The sequence below is a fragment of the Streptomyces sp. NPDC055243 genome (genome assembly GCF_044544025.1).
Classification (GTDB): domain Bacteria; phylum Actinomycetota; class Actinomycetes; order Streptomycetales; family Streptomycetaceae; genus Streptomyces.
This window is the reverse complement of the sequence record NZ_JBITWR010000005.1, coordinates 42,822-60,572: the sequence shown is the minus strand read 5'-3', so window position 1 is coordinate 60,572 and position 17,751 is coordinate 42,822. Positions and strand designations below refer to the sequence as shown.

At 71.1% G+C, this 17,751-nt stretch carries 16 protein-coding genes; 9 read left to right on the top strand and 7 right to left on the bottom strand.

The genetic code is table 11. The features are described from left to right. From ACIGXX_RS16170 to ACIGXX_RS16155, 4 genes are all read left to right on the top strand, one after another. Nucleotides 1-978, top strand: a complete 978-nt coding sequence (locus ACIGXX_RS16170) for a LysR family transcriptional regulator (protein ID WP_399976124.1) — start codon at nt 1-3, stop codon at nt 976-978. After that, on the top strand, nt 975-1,583 hold the full coding sequence (locus ACIGXX_RS16165; protein WP_399976121.1) for a chemotaxis protein CheB: 609 nt from the start codon (nt 975-977) through the stop codon (nt 1,581-1,583). The genes ACIGXX_RS16170 and ACIGXX_RS16165 overlap by 4 nt, the downstream gene beginning before the upstream one ends. An 87-nt stretch (nt 1,584-1,670) precedes the next feature. Further along, complete coding sequence (locus tag ACIGXX_RS16160) at nt 1,671-2,297, top strand: maleylpyruvate isomerase family mycothiol-dependent enzyme (RefSeq protein WP_399976118.1); 627 nt, start codon at nt 1,671-1,673, stop codon at nt 2,295-2,297. Nucleotides 2,298-2,464: 167 nt separating this feature from the next. Next, nucleotides 2,465-3,325 (top strand): aminoglycoside phosphotransferase, encoded by an 861-nt coding sequence (locus ACIGXX_RS16155; RefSeq protein ID WP_399976115.1) that lies wholly within the window; start codon nt 2,465-2,467, stop codon nt 3,323-3,325. On the opposite strand, the gene ACIGXX_RS16150 is transcribed toward ACIGXX_RS16155, so the two are convergent. Both ACIGXX_RS16150 and ACIGXX_RS16145 read right to left on the bottom strand, forming a co-directional pair. Next, nucleotides 3,322-4,191: an LLM class flavin-dependent oxidoreductase gene (locus tag ACIGXX_RS16150; RefSeq protein ID WP_366465047.1), complete on the bottom strand. Its 870-nt coding sequence runs from the start codon at nt 4,189-4,191 to the stop codon at nt 3,322-3,324. The two genes, ACIGXX_RS16155 and ACIGXX_RS16150, sit on opposite strands and share 4 nt — an antisense overlap. 92 nt (nt 4,192-4,283) lie before the next feature. Beyond that, complete coding sequence (locus tag ACIGXX_RS16145) at nt 4,284-4,901, bottom strand: DUF6461 domain-containing protein (protein ID WP_399976111.1); 618 nt, start codon at nt 4,899-4,901, stop codon at nt 4,284-4,286. A 155-nt stretch (nt 4,902-5,056) separates the two neighbouring features. Here ACIGXX_RS16145 and ACIGXX_RS16140 point away from each other — a divergent pair, with 155 nt between their 5' ends. Both ACIGXX_RS16140 and ACIGXX_RS16135 read left to right on the top strand, forming a co-directional pair. After that, nucleotides 5,057-5,872 (top strand): DUF899 domain-containing protein, encoded by an 816-nt coding sequence (locus tag ACIGXX_RS16140; RefSeq protein ID WP_351166454.1) that lies wholly within the window; start codon nt 5,057-5,059, stop codon nt 5,870-5,872. Nucleotides 5,873-6,018: 146 nt separating this feature from the next. After that, entirely contained in the window at nt 6,019-8,031 is a 2,013-nt protein-coding gene (locus tag ACIGXX_RS16135) for an NB-ARC domain-containing protein (RefSeq protein WP_351166452.1), read from the top strand. An 85-nt stretch (nt 8,032-8,116) separates the two neighbouring features. On the opposite strand, the gene ACIGXX_RS16130 is transcribed toward ACIGXX_RS16135, so the two are convergent. Next, complete coding sequence (locus ACIGXX_RS16130; protein WP_399976107.1) at nt 8,117-9,511, bottom strand: CynX/NimT family MFS transporter; 1,395 nt, start codon at nt 9,509-9,511, stop codon at nt 8,117-8,119. Nucleotides 9,512-9,565: 54 nt separating this feature from the next. On the opposite strand from ACIGXX_RS16130, the gene ACIGXX_RS16125 reads away from it, so the two are divergent. Then, nucleotides 9,566-10,321, top strand: coding sequence for a helix-turn-helix transcriptional regulator (locus ACIGXX_RS16125; RefSeq protein ID WP_351166448.1), 756 nt, complete (start codon nt 9,566-9,568; stop codon nt 10,319-10,321). 124 nt (nt 10,322-10,445) lie between these two features. Here the strand turns inward: ACIGXX_RS16125 and ACIGXX_RS16120 are convergent, their stop codons facing one another. Together ACIGXX_RS16120 and ACIGXX_RS16115 are read right to left on the bottom strand one after the other, a co-directional pair. Continuing rightward, complete coding sequence (locus ACIGXX_RS16120; RefSeq protein ID WP_366464810.1) at nt 10,446-12,074, bottom strand: MDR family MFS transporter; 1,629 nt, start codon at nt 12,072-12,074, stop codon at nt 10,446-10,448. A gap of 102 nt (nt 12,075-12,176) precedes the next feature. Further along, a complete protein-coding gene (locus ACIGXX_RS16115) occupies nt 12,177-12,812 on the bottom strand; it encodes a TetR/AcrR family transcriptional regulator (protein ID WP_351166796.1) in 636 nt (211 codons plus the stop codon). A 153-nt stretch (nt 12,813-12,965) separates the two neighbouring features. Between ACIGXX_RS16115 and ACIGXX_RS16110 the strand changes: the two genes are divergently transcribed. Further along, entirely contained in the window at nt 12,966-13,667 is a 702-nt protein-coding gene (locus tag ACIGXX_RS16110; RefSeq protein ID WP_351166444.1) for a DUF2470 domain-containing protein, read from the top strand. 24 nt (nt 13,668-13,691) lie between these two features. Here the strand turns inward: ACIGXX_RS16110 and ACIGXX_RS16105 are convergent, their stop codons facing one another. Continuing rightward, complete coding sequence (locus tag ACIGXX_RS16105) at nt 13,692-15,305, bottom strand: AbgT family transporter (protein WP_399976101.1); 1,614 nt, start codon at nt 15,303-15,305, stop codon at nt 13,692-13,694. Then, nucleotides 15,302-16,594, bottom strand: coding sequence for an amidohydrolase family protein (locus ACIGXX_RS16100; protein WP_399976098.1), 1,293 nt, complete (start codon nt 16,592-16,594; stop codon nt 15,302-15,304). The genes ACIGXX_RS16105 and ACIGXX_RS16100 overlap by 4 nt, the downstream gene beginning before the upstream one ends. Nucleotides 16,595-16,687: 93 nt before the next feature. Between ACIGXX_RS16100 and ACIGXX_RS16095 the strand changes: the two genes are divergently transcribed. After that, nucleotides 16,688-17,707, top strand: a complete 1,020-nt coding sequence (locus ACIGXX_RS16095) for an AsnC family transcriptional regulator (RefSeq protein WP_351166438.1) — start codon at nt 16,688-16,690, stop codon at nt 17,705-17,707. Nucleotides 17,708-17,751 lie beyond the last annotated feature (44 nt).

The window sequence follows — 17,751 nt, the reverse complement described above, 5'->3', positions numbered from 1 at the left end:
ATGCAACTGGATTTGAATCTGCTCACCGCGCTGGACGCGCTCCTGGAAGAGGGCAGCGTGGCCGGCGCCGCCGCCCGTCTGCACGTCACGTCCCCGGCGATGAGCCGGACCCTGGGCCGGATCCGCCAGGCGACCGGCGACGAGATCCTGGTCCGCACCGGCCGCACGATGGTTCCCACCCCGCACGCCCTGGAGCTGCGCGCGCAGGTCCACGACCTCGTCCACCAGGCCCACCAACTCCTCAGCCGGGAGCGGGAACTGGACCTGGCCACCCTGAGCCGGACCTTCACCATCCGCTGGCACGACGCGCTTGTCGCCGCGTGCGGCCCCGCACTGCTCGCCGCGGTCCACCGTCAGGCGCCCGGCGTACGGCTGCGCCTGGTGGCCGAATCGAACTCCGACGGCCCGGAACTGCGGCGCGGCGAGGTCGACCTCGAATCAAGTACCGCCGAGCCCTCGGCGCCCGACGTCCGCCACCAACTCATCGGCGAGGACCGCCTGGTCGCGGCGGTCCGTCCCGGGCATCCCCTGACCGACGGGCCCCTCACCCCCGAGCGCTACGCCGCGGCCGGACACGTCACCGTCTCCCGGCGCGGACGCCTGCGCGACCCCGTCGACGACGCCCTCGCCGCCCTCGGACTCGAACGCCAGGTCGTCGCCGCCGCCCCGAGCGCGGCGACAGCCCTGCCCCTCGTCCTCGACACCGACCTGATCGTCACCGTCCCCCGAGCGGTCACCGACTCCGCCCTGCGCGGCATCGGCCTGCGGACACTGCCCCTGCCCTTCCCGTTGCCGCCGATCCCCTTGCACCTGGTCTGGCACCAGCGCCACGACAACGATCGCGCCCACGCCTGGCTGCGCGCCCAGGCCCACTCAGCCCTGCGGGCCGTGTTCGACAGCGGCCGCGCCGACACCCAGGGCCTCCTCGATCCCGATGGCCCACGAAGGGGCGACGGCCGGGCTAGGGTCCACACGTGAACAGCAGGCACCCACACGAGTCCCCCGACCGCTGCGCGATCGTGATGGTGGCCGCTTCCGCCGGGGGTGTCCAGGGCCTGCAAACGCTGTTGGGCGGCCTGGACGCGGGGCTCCCGGCGTCCGTGCTGGTGGCCCAGCACCTGCGCCGCTCACGCTCGACGCATATCGTCGCGATCCTGTCTCGCGCCACCGGCTTGCGCGTCAGCCTGGCCGAGGGCGGGGAGTACCCGAGAGCGGGCAGCGTCCACATCGCACCGCCCGACCACCATCTGTGCGTGGAGACGGACGGCAGGCTGGCCCTGTCCCAGGAGGACCCGGTCAACTACGCGCGCCCGGTCGCCGACCCGCTTTTCGAATCGGCCTCGAAGGCCTACGGGCCACTGGTCATCGCTTGCGTGCTCACGGGGGCCGACGGCGACGGCGCCCGGGGCGTGGAAGCGGTCAAGTCGCGCGGGGGCGTCGTCATCGTGGAGGACCCCGCGACGGCTGCGTTCCGCGGGATGCCGAAGTCCGCGATCGAGACGGGCAAGGTCGATTTCGTACGCCCCGCCGAGGGCATCGCGCCCCTCATCGACCACCTCCTGCACCCGGCCCGCAGCACCTGAACGTGTCGCTGGGGCAGGAGTGCGATGAGTTCCCGCCCTGCCGCGAGTCTCCCCTGACAGGTACTGGCGTCGAGCAAAGGAACAGCCGTGAACGATGATGTCTGGTCGCTGGTGCACGCCGAGCGTGCGGCGCTGGTCGAGGACCTCACCCACCTCGATGACAAGCAGTGGGAGCAGCCGTCGCTGTGTGACGGATGGACCGTGCACGACGTGGTCGCCCATCTGGTCGACACCGCTCGCACGACGCGTCTCGGCTTCGTGAGTGGCATGGTCCGGGCGCGTTTCGACTTCGACCGGCAGAACGCGCGCGGCGTGGAGCGCCGGCGCGGTGCCTCACCGCAGGAGACGCTGGAGCGGCTGCGCCAGGTGGCCGGGCGCAGGACGGGCCCTCCGGCACCCCTCGACACCCGGCTCGTCGAGGAGGTCGTACACGGCGAGGACATCCGTCGGCCCTTGGGGCTCCCCCACTCCTACTCGCCCGAAGCGGTCATCAGGTCGCTGCGCCTGCAGGTGCGTACGTCGGCGTCGTTCGGCGGAGCCAAGGAGCGGGTGGCCGGGGTCCAACTGGCCCCGGGGGACGCCGACCTGTCGATCGGAGACGGCCCACAGGTGCGCGGCACCGCCCTTTCGCTGCTGCTGGCCATCTCCGGGCGACGGGAAGTGCTGGACGAGCTCGACGGACCGGGAGTCGCCACGCTGAGAGCAGCCGCCTGACGGCCTGCCGGTCGAGGGGCCCCGACGCTCTTGCGGAAGGCAGCGACTGCCTCTGGGCAGGCAGGCGTCAGGCTCCGGGCAGGCAGGCCCCACGCAAATCGTTGGCCGCCCGGACATCGGGGTCGCTACCGTGACGCAGGCCTGAGCCCCGACAGCAAAGAGCGGTCATGACCGTCCCCGGAGCAGACGTACTCGACGCCTTCCAACTCTCCGGCAGCCCCCTGCGTCTGCCGGGCGGCGAAGGCCGCAGCGTCCGCGTGGGAGACGTCGTACTCAAGCCGAGCGGCCCCGACCTGGAGTTCACCGAGTGGCTGGCCGACATCATGGACTCCGTTGCGGAAGACGGTTTCCGCGTCGCTCGCCCCCTACGGGCCCTCCATGGCACCTGGAGCCACGACGGCTGGACCGCCTCCCGATTCGTCCCCGGCACCGAACCCGAGCACGCTGCCGCACCCCGCTGGTGGGAGATCGTCGCAGCAGGGCGCGCCTTTCACCGCGCACTGGCCGCCGTGCCCCGCCCCGGCTTCCTCGACCGGCGCTGCGACTGGTGGGCGACCGGCGACCAGGTCGCCTGGCAGGAGAAGGAGGTCACCCTGCTCCCCGCTTTGCGCGGGCCCTACGCCGAGTTGACCGCCTTGCTCGGCCCGGAGCCGCAGGACCAACCCCAGCTCATCCACGGCGACCTGACGGGCAACGTCTTGTTCGCCCCGGGGCTGGCGCCGGCCGTCATCGACTTCTCCCCCTACTGGCGCCCGCCGGCCTTCGGCGAGGCAGTCGTCGTGGGCGACGCCCTGATCTGGCACGGGGCCGGCCCCGAACTGCTCCACGAGGCCGCTTCCGCGAACGGCCCCGACTTCGTCCAGTACGTCGCCCGCGCCGTCATCTTCCGTCTCGTCACCACCAGCGAACGTGTCCGCGCCCTGCCGGACGAGGGCTTCTCCGCCAATGCCGCTGCCGCTGCCGCTGCCGCTGCCGCTGCCGCCGAGATTCCCCGCTATGAGCACGTCGCACGGCTAATCCGTTGCTAAGGGCCTTCCGGCGGACCCTGCTCGATGCGGCGCAGTACCGGGGGGAGTCGGTCAAGTCCTTCGTTCGTCTGGATCTGTCGCTCGTCCCACCAGGTGGCCCCCGCCTCGGCCAACGGGCCGATCAGGTCACGGGTCTTGGCTGCGTCGTCGCCCGGCGTGGCACCGCCGAGGACGATGTCGAAGGGCGTGTCGGAGCGGTCCTCGCGCTGCTTGCGTACGTAGGTCACCAGGTCGCGGACCTGGTCGATGGGCGGCACGTGGCCGTGTTTGGCGTCGGTGAACAGCGGGACCGCGCCGTCCCAGCGGGCGGCCCGGCGCATCGGTGGGCGGTTCGGCCAGAAGCCGGCGACCCAAACCGGTGGCCGAGGACGTTGCTCCGTGGCCGGCAGCAGCGTCACGTCCCGTGCCTGGTAGTGCCGTCCGTCGTGGCTGACCGGTTGGCCCGACCAGTAGCGCTCCAGCAGCTCCAGGCCCTCGTCAAGCCGCTCGGCCAGCACCTTCGGGTCCGTGGTGTCACCGAAACTCGCGTACTCGTCCTCGACGGGACCGCCCAGCCCCGTGCCGAAGGTGACCCGGCCGCCGCTGAGGACGTCCAGCGTCGCCACCTGGCGGGCGAGCTGTTGGGGGCGGCGCCGGGCGACCGGGGTGACCAGCGTGCCCAGCCTGATCCGGGAGGTGGCCAGCGCGGCGGCCGTCAACAGCATCCAGGGATCGCCGAAGGGCCTGCCCTGATGCCGGCGGTGCAGGACGTGATCCCAGACGAACAGCCCGTCCCACCCTGCCTCTTCCGCCGCCGCGGCCACCTTCGCCACGGTCCTGGGATCGGCGAAGTCACCGAAGTTCGGGATGTTGACCGAGAAGCGCATCCCCGCATCCTGCTGCACGGCACCGGGACCGGCAACCACCCACCGATCGCCTCCCCCACCTCCCCCGCCTCAACCGGCCGTGAACGCAAGGGTCAGGCGAAGGCGGCGGTGGGCAGTGGCGCCTGGGTGTCCTCCCAGGCGATGGACGCCCCCAGCTCACGCTCGAGGAATCCGAGGAAAGCCACGTCGGGCATCTCCTCACCGTTGTAGGTGAAGCCGGGCACCTGCTCGTCCTGCGCGGCGTCTCCCGGGCTCGGCCCCGACGGTTCGTAGTCGGCCACCTCCCGGCCGTCGCGGGCGTAGCCCACCCGCTGCATGCCCGCGCCGCTGCAGAAGACCGTGTACACGCGCGTACCGCGCGACAGTGCTTCCAGGTGGTATCTCGTGCGGGACGAGAAGCTCTCGATGGCGTAGGTCCAGCCCGGGATGGCCCCGGCGCGGACGATGGCGTCCGGCTGCGACAGGAATCCGGCCTCCGTCAGCCGCGCCACCAGAGCCTCGTCCTCCCAGTCGAGGAATTCCAGATCGCTCAGATGGCCGTCCTCCGGCCACATCAGCAGCTCCGAGACCGCCAGATCGGTCAGCTCGTGGATCCGCTGCGGCTGCGCACCGATCCTCACCAGGAGTTCCAGCGGCGTGATGCCCTGGCACAGCGTGAACGTGTAGCCCAATTCGTACGCGCTTGCTATCCATCGAAGCCCGTTCTCCACTGCTCACCCTCCGCACGATTGATCATCCGAGCCGCAGGACAGCCCAGCGACTTCACTCTGCCGCGATGAGTTCCGGCCCCGTCACGAGTCTGTTCTGGTGACCGCCCGGAAACTGCGTACGACACTGCCCGGCACGCGACACCTTGGAGGACGCCGTGACGACCACGCCCAGTGACCCGACCAGCACGCACCCCGGCCGCCCGCCCGTCGTCGATCTGGCCACCTGGCAGGCCGCCCGTGACGAGCTCCTGGTCCGCGAGAAGGCCCACACCCGTGAGGGCGACGCGATCGCAGCGGCTCGCCGCCGACTGCCGATGGTGGAGTTCGACGGGACGGTCGAAATCGTCGGCCCCGACGGCCCGGTCCCATTCCTTGACCTGTTCCAGGGCCGCGACGAGCTCGTGATCTACAAGCACATGTGGTACGACGGCGCGCCGCACCAGGGGCAGTGCGAGGGCTGCACCACCACGGTCTGGCACCTGAAGGACGCCCTCTACCTCAACGCCCGCGGCGTCTCGTTCGCCGTCGTGACCACGGGCCCGTGGGACGAGGTGGCCTCCTTCGTCGAGTTCATGGGCTACACCCAGCCCTGGTACTCGGTGCGCGACGTGGACGAGCCGGTCGGCGGCAGCATGGGGTACCTCACCTGCTTCCTGCGCGACGGCGACCGCGTGTTCCTCACCTACTCCACGACGGGCCGCGGGACCGAGCCGGTCAACGGGTCCATGCGCCTGCTGGACATGACGCCCTACGGTCGCGGCGAGGCGTGGGAGGACAACCCCAAGGGCTGGCCGGTGATCGGCGACGTCCGCGCCGGGGACCCGTCCGAGGGCGGCCAGGCCTGCTGGTACTGGCGCTCGGACGCCGACGGCGTCGCCACCTGGGGCCCGACCAGCCGCCCCGTGCCGCAGTGGACCCGCCCCGGCGCGACTCCCGTGAAGACGCTGGGCCGGCACGGCGACTACCACTGACGCGCCTCCGTCAACGTGACAACACTTCTCGGCCGGGTCACCGGGTCAAGCGAAAACGCCATCCTTTGTGACTGTTTCTCGCAAGGAGAGGTAGTCGCGCGCCGAAGCACTGCAAGATGGGGTCTGTGGTAGGCAACCTTCCCGCAATGACGACCACCTTCGTCGGCCGCGACAATGAACTGGACGTCATCTCAACGGCGTTGACCGAACACCGCTTGGTCACCCTCACGGGTGGCGGCGGTGTCGGCAAGAGCCGTCTGGCGCTGCGCGTCGCCGAGCGATCACGGAACGCGTACGCCGACGGGGTGTGGTGGGCGGATCTGTCCACCCTGTACGACGACCGGTTGCTCACCGCCACGGTCTGCGATGCCGTCGGCCTCCTGGACCACAACCCGCGTGCGCCCATCGAGGGGTTGTGCGAGTGGCTGACCGGCCGGGAGGTCCTGCTTGTTCTCGACTGCTGCGAGCGGGTCCTGGTGCCCTGTCTGCACCTGGTGGGCGAACTCCTGGCCTCCGCTCCGCAGTTGACCGTCCTGGCCACCAGCAGGCAGCCTCTCGCCACTCGCGGCGAACACTGCATCGAGGTCGCGCCGCTGTCCACGGACGACGACGGGGAAGCGGTGCGCCTCTTTCGTGAGCGATGCGCCACGGCCGCCCCCACGGTGTCGCTCGACGCCCCCGGCGCCTCAGAGGTCGTCTCCGGTATCTGTCGCCGCCTGGAGGGAATCCCCCTTGCCGTCGAGCTCGCCTGCGCACGTCTGAACGAGAACAGCCTCGTGGAGATCGCCGAGCGGCTGAGTTCGCGGCTCGACACCCTGGTCGACGAGACGGTGTGGCCCACGCGCCACCGAGCCCTTCGCACCGCGATCGGCTGGAGCCACGAACTGTGCGCCCCGCTCGAACGCCTGGCGTGGGCCAGGCTCTCCGTCTTCCACGGCCCCGTGGAGGAGGCGGACGCCCAGTCCGTGTGCGCGGGCGGGCCCCTGAGCGCCGACGACGTCCCGTTGATCCTGGACCGGCTCGCCGAGCAGTCCGTCCTCCAACGGGACGGCACCCGCTACCGGATGCTCGACACCCTGCGCGAGTACGGAGCGATGTGGCTCGAAGAGCTCGGTGAGAAACGCATCCTCACCCAGATGCACGCCGTGCACTTCGCCACCGTGATCGCGCAGGCCGAGGCGGGCTGGCTCAGTGACCGGCAGGTCGCCTGGTACGCCCGCGTCTCCGTCAGCCACGCCGACGTACGCGCCGCACTCGATCACCTCATCGCCGAAGACCCGTACGCCGCCCTGGAGATGGCCGGACGAACGGGCCTGTTCTGGCCCTGCTGCGGGCACCTCCACGAGTCCCGCGACTACCTCGAACGCGCGCTCGCTCTCGACACCCCCGAGGGGCCTTCGCGCACCCGCGCGCTGTGGGCCCTGGGCATCACGCTCACCCTGCAGGGCGACCACCAGAGCGCCCTGCGCATCGGGGAGGAGTGCGCCCTGGCCGCGGAGAAGGACCACACCCCCGAATCCGCGCTCTTCGCCGCTCACACCCTTGGCCTCACCCATCTCATGGCCGGCCGCCCCCAGGCGGCGTACGACGTGAGCGACCACGCCCTGATCACCCACGGCAGTTCGCCCCCGGCGGGCGCGCCGCAGCTGTGCTGCATGGTGATCAGGATCTTCGCCCACTCCGCGCTGGGCCGGCTGGACGAGGCCTACGAAGGGGCCGCCGCCCTGCTGCGGCTCAGCCGTCAGTACGGCGAGCACTGGGCCCGGTCGTACGCCTTTCACCAACTCGCCTTCATCGACCTGCACCGGGGCCGCCCGCAGGCTGCCGAGAACCACGCCCGGGCCATGCTCACCAGCAAGCACAACCTCAACGACAACCTGGGCATCGCCCTGGCGCTCGATCTCCTCACCGGCGCGAACGCGGCGCAGGGCAACGGAATCCGGGCGGCACGCACCTCCGGCACCGGGCACACCTACTGGCGCATGCTCGGCCACCCCAATCACGGCACGCCCGAACTCTCCGAGATCCGCGAGCAATGGGAGCAACAGGCCCGTGAAGCGGCCGGGGCCAACGCCTACGACAGGGCCTTCCGCGACGCGTTGAACGACGACGCCGAGAGGGGCCTCACCCTCGCGCTGCAGGTGCCCCCCACCTCCTGACCGGCTGCCGGGTCCCGCACGCGCCGTGGCGGTCCGGGAAGCGCGGTGACTTCCCGGACCGCCGGGTGAAGCGTGCGGTGTCGCATCAGGCGGCGAGCACCGTGTGCTCGCGGGAGGCCAGCAGGCCGGCGACGAGCTGGACCGCCAGCACGGCTCCCAGGACGACCATGGGCGCCGTCCAGCCGCCGGTGAGGCTGTGGATCGCGCCGAGGCCGAACGGGCCCAGCGCGGCGACCAGATAGCCGGTGCCCTGCGCCAGCGTGGACAGCGCCGAGGCATGCGCGGCATCCGGTGCGCACCAGACGATGAGGCTCAGCGCCAGGCTGATCGCGGCCCCCTGCCCCAGGCCCAGCAGCACCATCCACAGGTAGGCGAGGGAGACCGGGGTGGTGGCCAGTCCCACGTAGGCCGCCCCGCACAGCACGACCGTGGCGATCACGGCCGGGAAGCGGCCGGCCGGGCGCCGCGCGAGCGCGGGCGTGAGCAGGGAGGCGACGACACCGGGAAAGGTGGAGAAGGACAGCATCCAGCCGGCCTGGCCGGCGGACATGCCCGAGTCCTGGAGCAGTGAGGGGATCCAGGACAGCAGGGCGTAGTAGCCAAGGCTCTGGGTGCCCATGAAGACGGTCACGGCCCAGGCGGTCCGGTCGTGGGCCAGCGCTCGCAGGCCGGGCCCGCGTCCCGCCGCACGGGCGCCGGGCGCTGCGGGACCCTCGGGCGCGGAACCGTCGGGGGCGAGCTGGTGGTCGGTTGCTTGGGCGGCCCGGCGGCTGCCGGTCTGCGGCAGCCAGAGCAGGAACGCGGCGATCGCCGGCAGCGCCCACAGCGCGAGGGTGTGCCGCCAGCCGGTGCCCAGGGCGTTCTCCAGCGGGACGGTCAGTCCGGAGGCCGCCGCCGCGCCGATGAACAGGAAGGTCGTGTACAGGCCCATCATCAGGCCCGAACGGTGTGCGAAGTCGTGCTTGATCAGCCCGGGCATCAGCACGTTGGCGACGGCGATCGAGGCGCCCGCGACCACGGTCCCGGAGAACAGTGCGGCTGTGGACGGCTGCAGGCGGACCAGCACGCCGGCCGCGAGCAGCAGCATCGTCACGCCCAGCAGCCGGTGCATGCCCCAACGGCGGACCAGTGCGGGGGTGACGAAGGCGAAGCCGCCGAAGCACAGGACCGGGATGGTGGTGAACACTCCGGCTGCCGTGGAGGACAGCGGCTGGCCGTGCTCGATGTCGTCCAGGACCGGGCCGACGCTCGCGATGGCGATGCGCAGGTTGAGCGCGGCCAGCAGCAGGCCCGCCGCCAGGAGGATCGGACCGCCGCGACGGCTCGGGGTGGAGCGGTGGCGCGGGGCGGCATTCGGTGCGGCGTCCGGTGCGAAGGAGACGGTCCGTGGTGGCGGGGGCGGGGCGGCGGTGGTGGTGGCGGGCCGGGTGAGGGTGCCGGGCGCGGTTTCGGGTTCGGGATTCGCGGACTGTTCGTGCATAGGGCCAGTTCAGCGGCGACCAGCACCAGCGGTCGACCGTTATTCTGCTCAATTATGCCGATCTTCCGCCACGCGGCCGGTGAGCAGACCCACGACCTGGAACACCGTGAGCGCACCCCGGTCCACCGCCACAGCCAGGGCCATCTGATCTATCCGGCGCGCGGGGTGCTGTCCGCATCCGCGTCCGGGCAGACCTGGATCATCCCGGCGAACCGCACCGCCTGGATCCCGGCGCACTTCGACCACTACCACCGTGCGCACGGCCGCACCGACATGCGGATCGTGTTCGTCACCGCATCGCTCGCGGTCCAACTCCCGGACCGCCCAGCCGTTCTGTCGACCACGCCGCTGGCCCGCGAGGCGCTGCTGTCGCTCACCTGCCCGCACCCCGTCGCACGTTCGCGCGAGGCCAGGGACCGGCTGCGGCACGTCGTCGTGGACGAACTGGGGCCGGCCCCCGAGGAACCGCTGCACCTGCCCGAGCCGCAGGACCCGCGGCTGCTCGAGCTGGCCCGGATCATGGAGAAGGATCCGGCGAGCACGGCCACACTCGCCGATCTGGGGCGGGCCATCGGAGTCGGCGAGCGGACCCTCAGCCGGCTGTTCCGCGAGGAGATGAGCACCGGATTCACTCGCTGGCGGACTCAGCTGCGGGTCCACCGGGCGCTGGTGATGCTCACTGAGGGCGCGGGGGTGCTGGAGACCGCACACGCGTGCGGCTGGTCCAACCCCAGCACGTTCATCAGCAGCTTCACCGCCCTGGTCGGCCAGACCCCTGGCCGGTACCGGCGCAACCTGCCCTCGGCGTGACTGGGCCAGGCGGCGTCCGGGGAGGCGCCGCGCAGGCTGGCCGAACGGCGAGGAGCGGCTCCGGTCGGCCCTTGCGAGGGTGACCGGAGCCGCTTCTTGAGGGCGAGTGGATCTGGCGACCGGCTCAGGCGACCGGCGTCGGCGCGGTGTCCTTGCCGGCGCCGTCGGGCCGCGCACCGCTCTCGTCGCTCTCCCTGCTCTCCTCGCTCTCCTCGCTCTCCTCGCTCTCCTCGCTCTCCTGGGCGAGCCGTTCCATGCCGCTCGTCGTCTGCAGCGGCTTCTCCTTGATGAAGATCACCGCGACCAGCGCGAGGGCCGCGAACGGAGCTGCCAGGAGGAAGAGGTCGGCGGTGGCCAGACCGTAGGCGTTCTCCACGATCTCCCGCATCGGAGCGGGCAGTTGCGTCATGTCGGGTACGGCGCCCTCGCCGCCACCGGAGTCGCCGGCGGCCGAACCTCCTGCCGCGCCCACGCTCTTGGAGATCTCCGAGGCCACGCGGTTGGCCAGGACGGCGCCGAGGACACTGGTGCCGATGGTGCCGCCCATGCTGCGGAAGAACGACAGGACGGAGGTCGCCGCGCCCAGCTCGGCGGCCGGTACGTCGTTCTGCGCGGCAAGGACCAGGTTCTGCATCAGCATGCCGACGCCGATGCCGAGCACGGCCATGTAGAGGCTGAGCAGTCCGAAGCCGGTGTCCGCGTCGATGGTGGACAGCAGGCCGAGTCCTGCGGTCATGATGACGGCGCCGGAGACCAGGTAGGCCTTCCACTTGCCGGTCCTGCTGATGAGCTGGCCCGCGACGGTGGAGGAGACCAGCAGGCCCAGGATCATCGGCAGGCTCATCAGGCCTGCCACCGTGGGCGACTTGCCCAGCGCGATCTGGAAGTACTGCGAGAGGAACACGGTGCCGCCGAACATGGCCACACCGACCAGCAGGCTCGCGACGGTGGTCAGCGTGACGGTCCGGTTGCGGAAGATGGCGAGCGGAATGATCGGCTCCGGCACGCGTGACTCCACGAACACCGCCGCCACCAGCAGAACCAGCCCCGTCGAGGTGAGCGCCGCGGTCTGCCAGGACGCCCAGTCGAACTGCTGGCCCGCCAGCGAGGTCCAGATCAGCAGCGCGCAGACGCCGGCCACGATCAGGAAGGCACCCAGGAAGTCGATCTTCACGTCGCGGCGCACGGTCGGCAGTCGCAGCGTGCGCTGCAGGATCAGGATGGCCAGCAGCGCGAACGGCACGCCGATGAAGAAGCACCAGCGCCAGCCCAGCCAGGAGGTGTCCACCAGGACGCCTCCGACCAGCGGTCCCGCCACCGTGCCCACGGCGAACACGGCACCGAAGATGCCCGCGTACTTGCCGAGCCTGCGGGGCGGGATGACGGCCGCCATGACGACCTGCGCGAGGGCGGTGAGGCCACCGGCGCCGATGCCCTGTACGACGCGGCTGAAGATGAGCAGCCCCACGCCCTGGGAGAACCCGGCGAGCAGGGAGCCGACGATGAACATGGCCAGGGACAGCTGCAGGAGCAGCTTCTTGTTGTAGAGGTCCGAGAGCTTGCCCCACAGGGGGACGGTCGCCGTCATGGCGAGCAGTTCGGAGGTGACGACCCAGGTGTAGGACGACTGGCTGGCACCGAGGTCGGCGATGATGCGCGGCAGGGCGTTGGCCACGACCGTGCCGGCCAGGATGGCGACGAACATGCCGGCCATCAGCCCGGACATGGCCTGGAGTATCTGCTTGTTGCTCATGGATGTGGGCGCCTGAGCGGGCGCCTCTGTTGTGCTCAAGGTGTCCTTCTCGGAAGTCGATCCGTGGATCGGGCAGGAACGGAAGTCGGGAGTGACGCGGGCTCAGGAGTCCGTTGCGGGGGCGGCAAGGCCTGCGGCCAGGTGCTCGAAGGTGAGGCGGAAGACGTCGACGAAGGCGATGTCCGTCGTCCGCCCGCACCAGTCCTCGATGGCGACCCGGATGGCGGTGGTGGAGACGGCGGCGACCAGTCGGGGGTAGAGCCCGACCGCCTCGCCCGGCGCTCCCCCCAGCCGCTCGGCGATCGCCTGGGCCAGCTCCAACTCCTCGGCCATGTGGGCACCCAGGCCGCGGACGAGGAGGTGCGGGGAGCGCTGGAAGACCTTGGCCCGCAGGCTCCAGATCTCGTGGCGCTCCTCGATGTCCACCAGTTCCGCGGCGAAGGCCTCGCGCAGCACGTCGAGGACGGGCAGCGCGGCGGGCGCTTGGCGCACGGTGCGCCGAAGGCGCTCGCCGACCTCCTCGTCGAGCATGAGGAAGGCATCGTCGTGGCTGTCGAAGTAGTTGAAGAAGGTGCGCGGTGAGACTCCCGCCGCGCTGCTGATCGCCTCGACGGTGACGTTCTCCGCCCCGTGTTCGGCGGCCAGCCGCACCGCCGCATCGGCCAACGCCGCCCGCGTGGCCCGCTTTTTGCGCTCACGGAGTCCGGGCGCGGGGTCTTTGCTCGTCACATCTTGCAGAGTACGCAAAGATGCAGAGCACGCAAAATTCTCCCCACCGGCCAGCGCGCCGACACGGCGGCCTCACCGACTGTTCCCACACCCCCGCTATGGGTTAGGTTAGGCATACCTAAGTTTGAGGCTTGGGACTCTTCAACGGCATGGAGCATTGGGATGCGCCCACACAGCACCCGCATCACGCGGCCGACCCCCGCCGAACGCGTGCACGCGATCCTGCACGCCGCACAGTCGATGACTGTGATCAGCGACGGGTGTCACACCGAGGTCCACCGGCTCGACGGCACCGGCGCGGGGCACATCCACCTGCACGCCCCCGACCAGGACACCCCGGCAGTCCCGCGGGAACGCCGCCCGGTGCGCCTGGAGTTCACCGACATCGCACCCACCGCCGTACGCGACCGTCTGCGCGCCCGCGTCACCGTCACCGGGCTGCTGACGGCCCCGTATAGCGACGAGTCGTCCCGGAGCACCTGCATGGAGTTCGGCCAGGCGCTCCTCAAGGACGCCCAGGGCCGCCACTTCGTCTCCCTGGACCAGCTCTGCTCGGCCACCCCGGATCCGATCACGGGCAACGAGGCGGACATGCTGACCCACCTCGTGGACAGCCACCAGGAGCTCGTCCCCCTCCTGGTGCGTCTGGTGCAACCGCAGCCCGCGAAGGGCATGTTGCGCGCGCTCCCGCTGGCCATGGACCGCTACGGAGTGACGTTGCGCCTGGAGTACCCCACCACGCATGTCGACGTCCGGCTGCCGTTCGCCACTCCCGTCAGCCACATCGACCAGGCGGGGCCGCAGATCCGCGGCCTGTTGGCCGCGGCCCGCCGCCTCTCCCACCGCGGTCGCCTGATCGTGTGACCGACGCGGTCCCGCACGATCGGGTCAGCGGTGGATGTCCGCGCCGGGGCCAAGAGGCAGGCCCAGCCCGTAGAAGAGGCCGAGGACCGCGAGCCAGGCGATCAGGAACGGGACCACGAACACCGAGAGCCGGGACAGGACCGTGCCCAGCTGCGCCCCGGGTTCATAGCGGCGCAGGATCGTCAGCATCAGGAAGACGTACGGATTGAGCGGCGTGATCATCTGGGTGGCGGAGTCGCCGATCCGGAACGCCGCCTGGGTGACGGCCGGTTCCATGCCGAGGAGCATGAACGCCGGGACGAAGACCGGCGCGACCAGGGACCAGAGGGCCGAGCCGGAGGTCACGAACAGGTTCAGGACGCAGACCAGCAGGACGAACAGGACCAGGCCGGTGAAGCCGGTCAGGCCTGCGGACTCCAGGAGGTTCGCGCCGTTGACCGCGAGCAGGGTGCCGACGTTGGACCAGTCGAAGACGCCGATGACCTGTGAGATCACCAGGATCAGCACGATGTAGCCGGACATGCCGGTGATCGATTCGGCCATCATGCGCGGCGCGTCCTCGGCGCGCTTGAGCGTGCCGACGGTACGGCCGTAGACGACCCCGGCCAGGACGAACGCGACGAACAGCAGGGGCACGATGCCGTCGAGGACCGGCGAGGGGACAAGGGCGCCACCCTCGCCGCGCAATGGGAAGCCCGGCAGCAGCCAGCAGGTGACCACGACGGTCGCGTAGAGCAGGACGGCCAGGCCCGAGCGCAGCAGGCCCGTGCGCTGCCGGGCGGTGACGGTGACCGTGACGGCGGAGGGCGCGGCGGCCGCGTCCGACGTCGCCTCGGACTCGATCGCGGGCTCGGTCTCGGTCCCGGCCCCCGGGTCCGGCTGGGGCAGCCGGGGTTCGAGGATGCGGGAGATCAGGAAGCCGCCGATGAGGGCGAGGATGCAGCTGGCGGCAGCGGTGAAGAAGTAGTTGATGAGGATGTGCGTGGGGGCGCTCTCGCCGCCGGGCACGACCGCGGCGGCCTGTTGCGTGATGCCGGTGTAGAGCGCGTCGAGCGCGCCGATGGAGAAGCCGGCCGCGTAGCCGGCGCAGACGCAGGCGAAGCCGCCGATGAGGCCCGCGATCGGGTTGCGGCCCGCGTTCTTGAAGGCGAGTGCGGCCAGCGGCGGGATCACCAGGATCGCCACGTCGCTCATCAGGTGCGCCTGGCAGGACACGAAGGCGACCAGGTAGGGCAGCAGCCGCCGGGGTGCCCGTGCGATGGAGGCGCGTACGGCCGTCTCCAGCAGGCCCGTCTTCTCGGCCACGCCGACCGCGGCCATCATCAGCAGGACGGTGCCCAGCGAGGGGAATCCGGTGAAGTTCGGGATGAAGTTCTCGAGCAGCCAGCGCACGCCCTCGCCGGTGAACAGGCCCTTGACCGCGAGGGTTTCGTCCTCGCCGGGCACCGTGACGGTGGTTCCGGCGACGGAGAGCGCCGTCGAGACGGTGCCGATGATCAGGAAGAGGCCGAGGAAGAGCAGCACCGGGTGCGGCAGTCTGTTGCCCGCGCGCTCGATGCCGTTCAGGACCTTGTCGAGCAGGGACCGCTGGGGCGGTCCGCCCGTCGGCGTCGTCGTCGGGGTGACCGAGGTGCTCATCCGGTGGCTCCTTCCGATGGCGCGCCGCCGCCTGCGGGGGCGCTCTGGGCCAGGCCGAGCGTGTCCTTGCGCACGGCGCCGCGCTGGGCGACGAGCACGATGCGCTCCGGGTCGGACAGGACCGCGATGTCCGCGAGCGGATCGCCGTCGCACATCACCAGGTCGCCGTGTTTGCCCGCCTCGAGGGTGCCGATCTCCGCGGAGAGGCCCAGGAGTTCGGCGGCGCTGCGGGTGCCCGCCTCGATGGCCCGCTCCGGGGTCATACCGAGGGACACGAGGTGGGCGAGCTCGCGCAGATTGCGGCCATGGGGCACCATCGCCGCGTCGGTGCCCATGGCGATGCGTACGCCGTCGGCGATGGCCGCGGCGATGTTCTCCCGGGTGATGCCGGACCAGCGGACCTTCTTCTCGTAGTGGAAGGGCTGCATGGTCGCGCGGTCGATGCCGTCGAAGACCGTCGACAGGGTCGGCACCACGAACGTGCCGTGTTCGCCTGCCAGTTCACGGGCCTGCGCGGTCAGGCCATAGCCGTGCTCGACGCTGCTCACCCCGCCGCGGATCGCGTTGACGATGCCCGCGGTGCCCTGGGCGTGGGCCGCTACGGGGCGGCCGCCGTGCCGGGCCACCTCGTCGACGACCGTGCGGATCTCCTCGACGGTCAGGCCCTCGTCGTCGGGCTGGTCGTAGGGACTGCTCATCCCGCCGGTCGCACACACCTTGATCACGTCGGCGCCGGAGCGCAGCAGCCGGCGCACCGCGACGCGTACCTCGTCCGGGGTGTCGGCGATCTCGCCCACCCCGGAGCTGGGGTCGAAGCCGCACTCCGAGCGGAAGTCCGCGTGGCCGCCGGTGTGGCTGAGGATGCGCACGGCCGTGTGCAGGCGAGGGCCGACGGTGAGGCCCGCGGCGACCGCGTCCCGGTAGCCGGCCGGCAGGCCGCCCAGGTCGCGGGCGGTGGTGATGCCCGCTTCCAGGGTGATGCGCAGCCGCTCGGCGGTGCGGAACGTCTCCAGGGTCGGGTCGCTCTCGTGGCGGCGGACCATCTGCCGGGGCGATTCGATGGCGAGGTGGACATGGGTGTCGATGAAGCCCGGCAGGACCGTGCGGCCGGCCGCGTCCACGGTCCGGGCCCGGGCGGGTGCTTGTGGTGCCGTGGCGGCCAGTCCGGCGTGGACGATCGTGCCGTCCTCGTCGATGTCGATGACGGCGTCGGTGACGGGGGCCGCTCCGGTGCCGTCGAGCAGACGGGCCCGGATGATGCGCAGGGAGGAGAACGGTGCGTGGCTCATGGCCGACGATCCTCGGTATCAGGGATCACGACTGTGTAAAATCGCCGGAATCCTTCACCGCACCGGCCTTCGACGCAGGATTCGGTACCTCTCATGGAAACGCAGCGGACGCACACCCTGGACGAGCTGGATCTGGCGATCGTGCACGCCCTCCAGATCCAGCCCCGGATGCCCTGGGTGCGCATCGGCGAGGTCCTGGAGGTGGACGCGGTGACGGTGGCCCGGCGCTGGGAGCGCCTGGTGCACGCGGGCGTGGCCTGGGTGGACGGCTATCTGTCGCCCGGTCACGACGAGGGCGTCTACGCGCAGCTCGAGATCGACATGGACGGGCGGCCGAGCGAGGACACGATCGGCCAACTCGCCCGCGACCCGCATGTGCTGAGCCTCAAGCAGACCTCGGGCGGGCGCGACATGCTGGCGATCGTCGCCGCCGCCGACCTCGACGGGTTGGCCCGGCTCTCCGGCGACCGGGTCTCGCAGCTGCCGGGCGTGCGGGCCGTACGCAGCCATGTCATCACCGCTGCACCCTTCGAGGGCGCGTCGTGGCGGCTGCGCAGCCTGACCCGGCAACAGCGCGGCGCACTCGCCATGGAGCGGCCCGCGCTGCCCGCCGAGCCGCTGCGGCCCCTGGACCGCCGGATCGCGCTCGCGCTGGGCACCGACGGACGGATGCCCCTGACGGAGCTGGCCGACACCGTCGGCGCCTCCGCCGCGACCGTCCGGCGCCGGCTGCGGGTACTGACCGGCACCGGACGGCTCTCGCTGCGCTGCGCGCTGGCCCGGCCGCTGACCGGATTCCCGGTCTCGGTGGTGTACTTCGGCTCGGTGCCCGCCCAGCATCTGGACGAGACCGTGAGCGCCCTGCGTACCCTGCCGGGCCTGCGCATGTGCAGCATCACGGCGGGCGCGCACAATCTGATGCTCGACATCTGGCTCCCGGCCCTGTCCGAGGTCCACACCACCGAGGCGCTGCTCAACAGCCGTCTCGCCCACCTGGACCTACGGATCACCGAGCGTGCCGTGGTGCTGCGCACGGTCAAACACGTGGGGCGGATCCTGGACCGCAGAGGACACAGCGTGGGCTCGGCGCCGCTCAACTACTGGGATACGTAAGAGCGTTCACGCCTTACAAGCTCCGGCTCCCGCCCGTCTCCCGC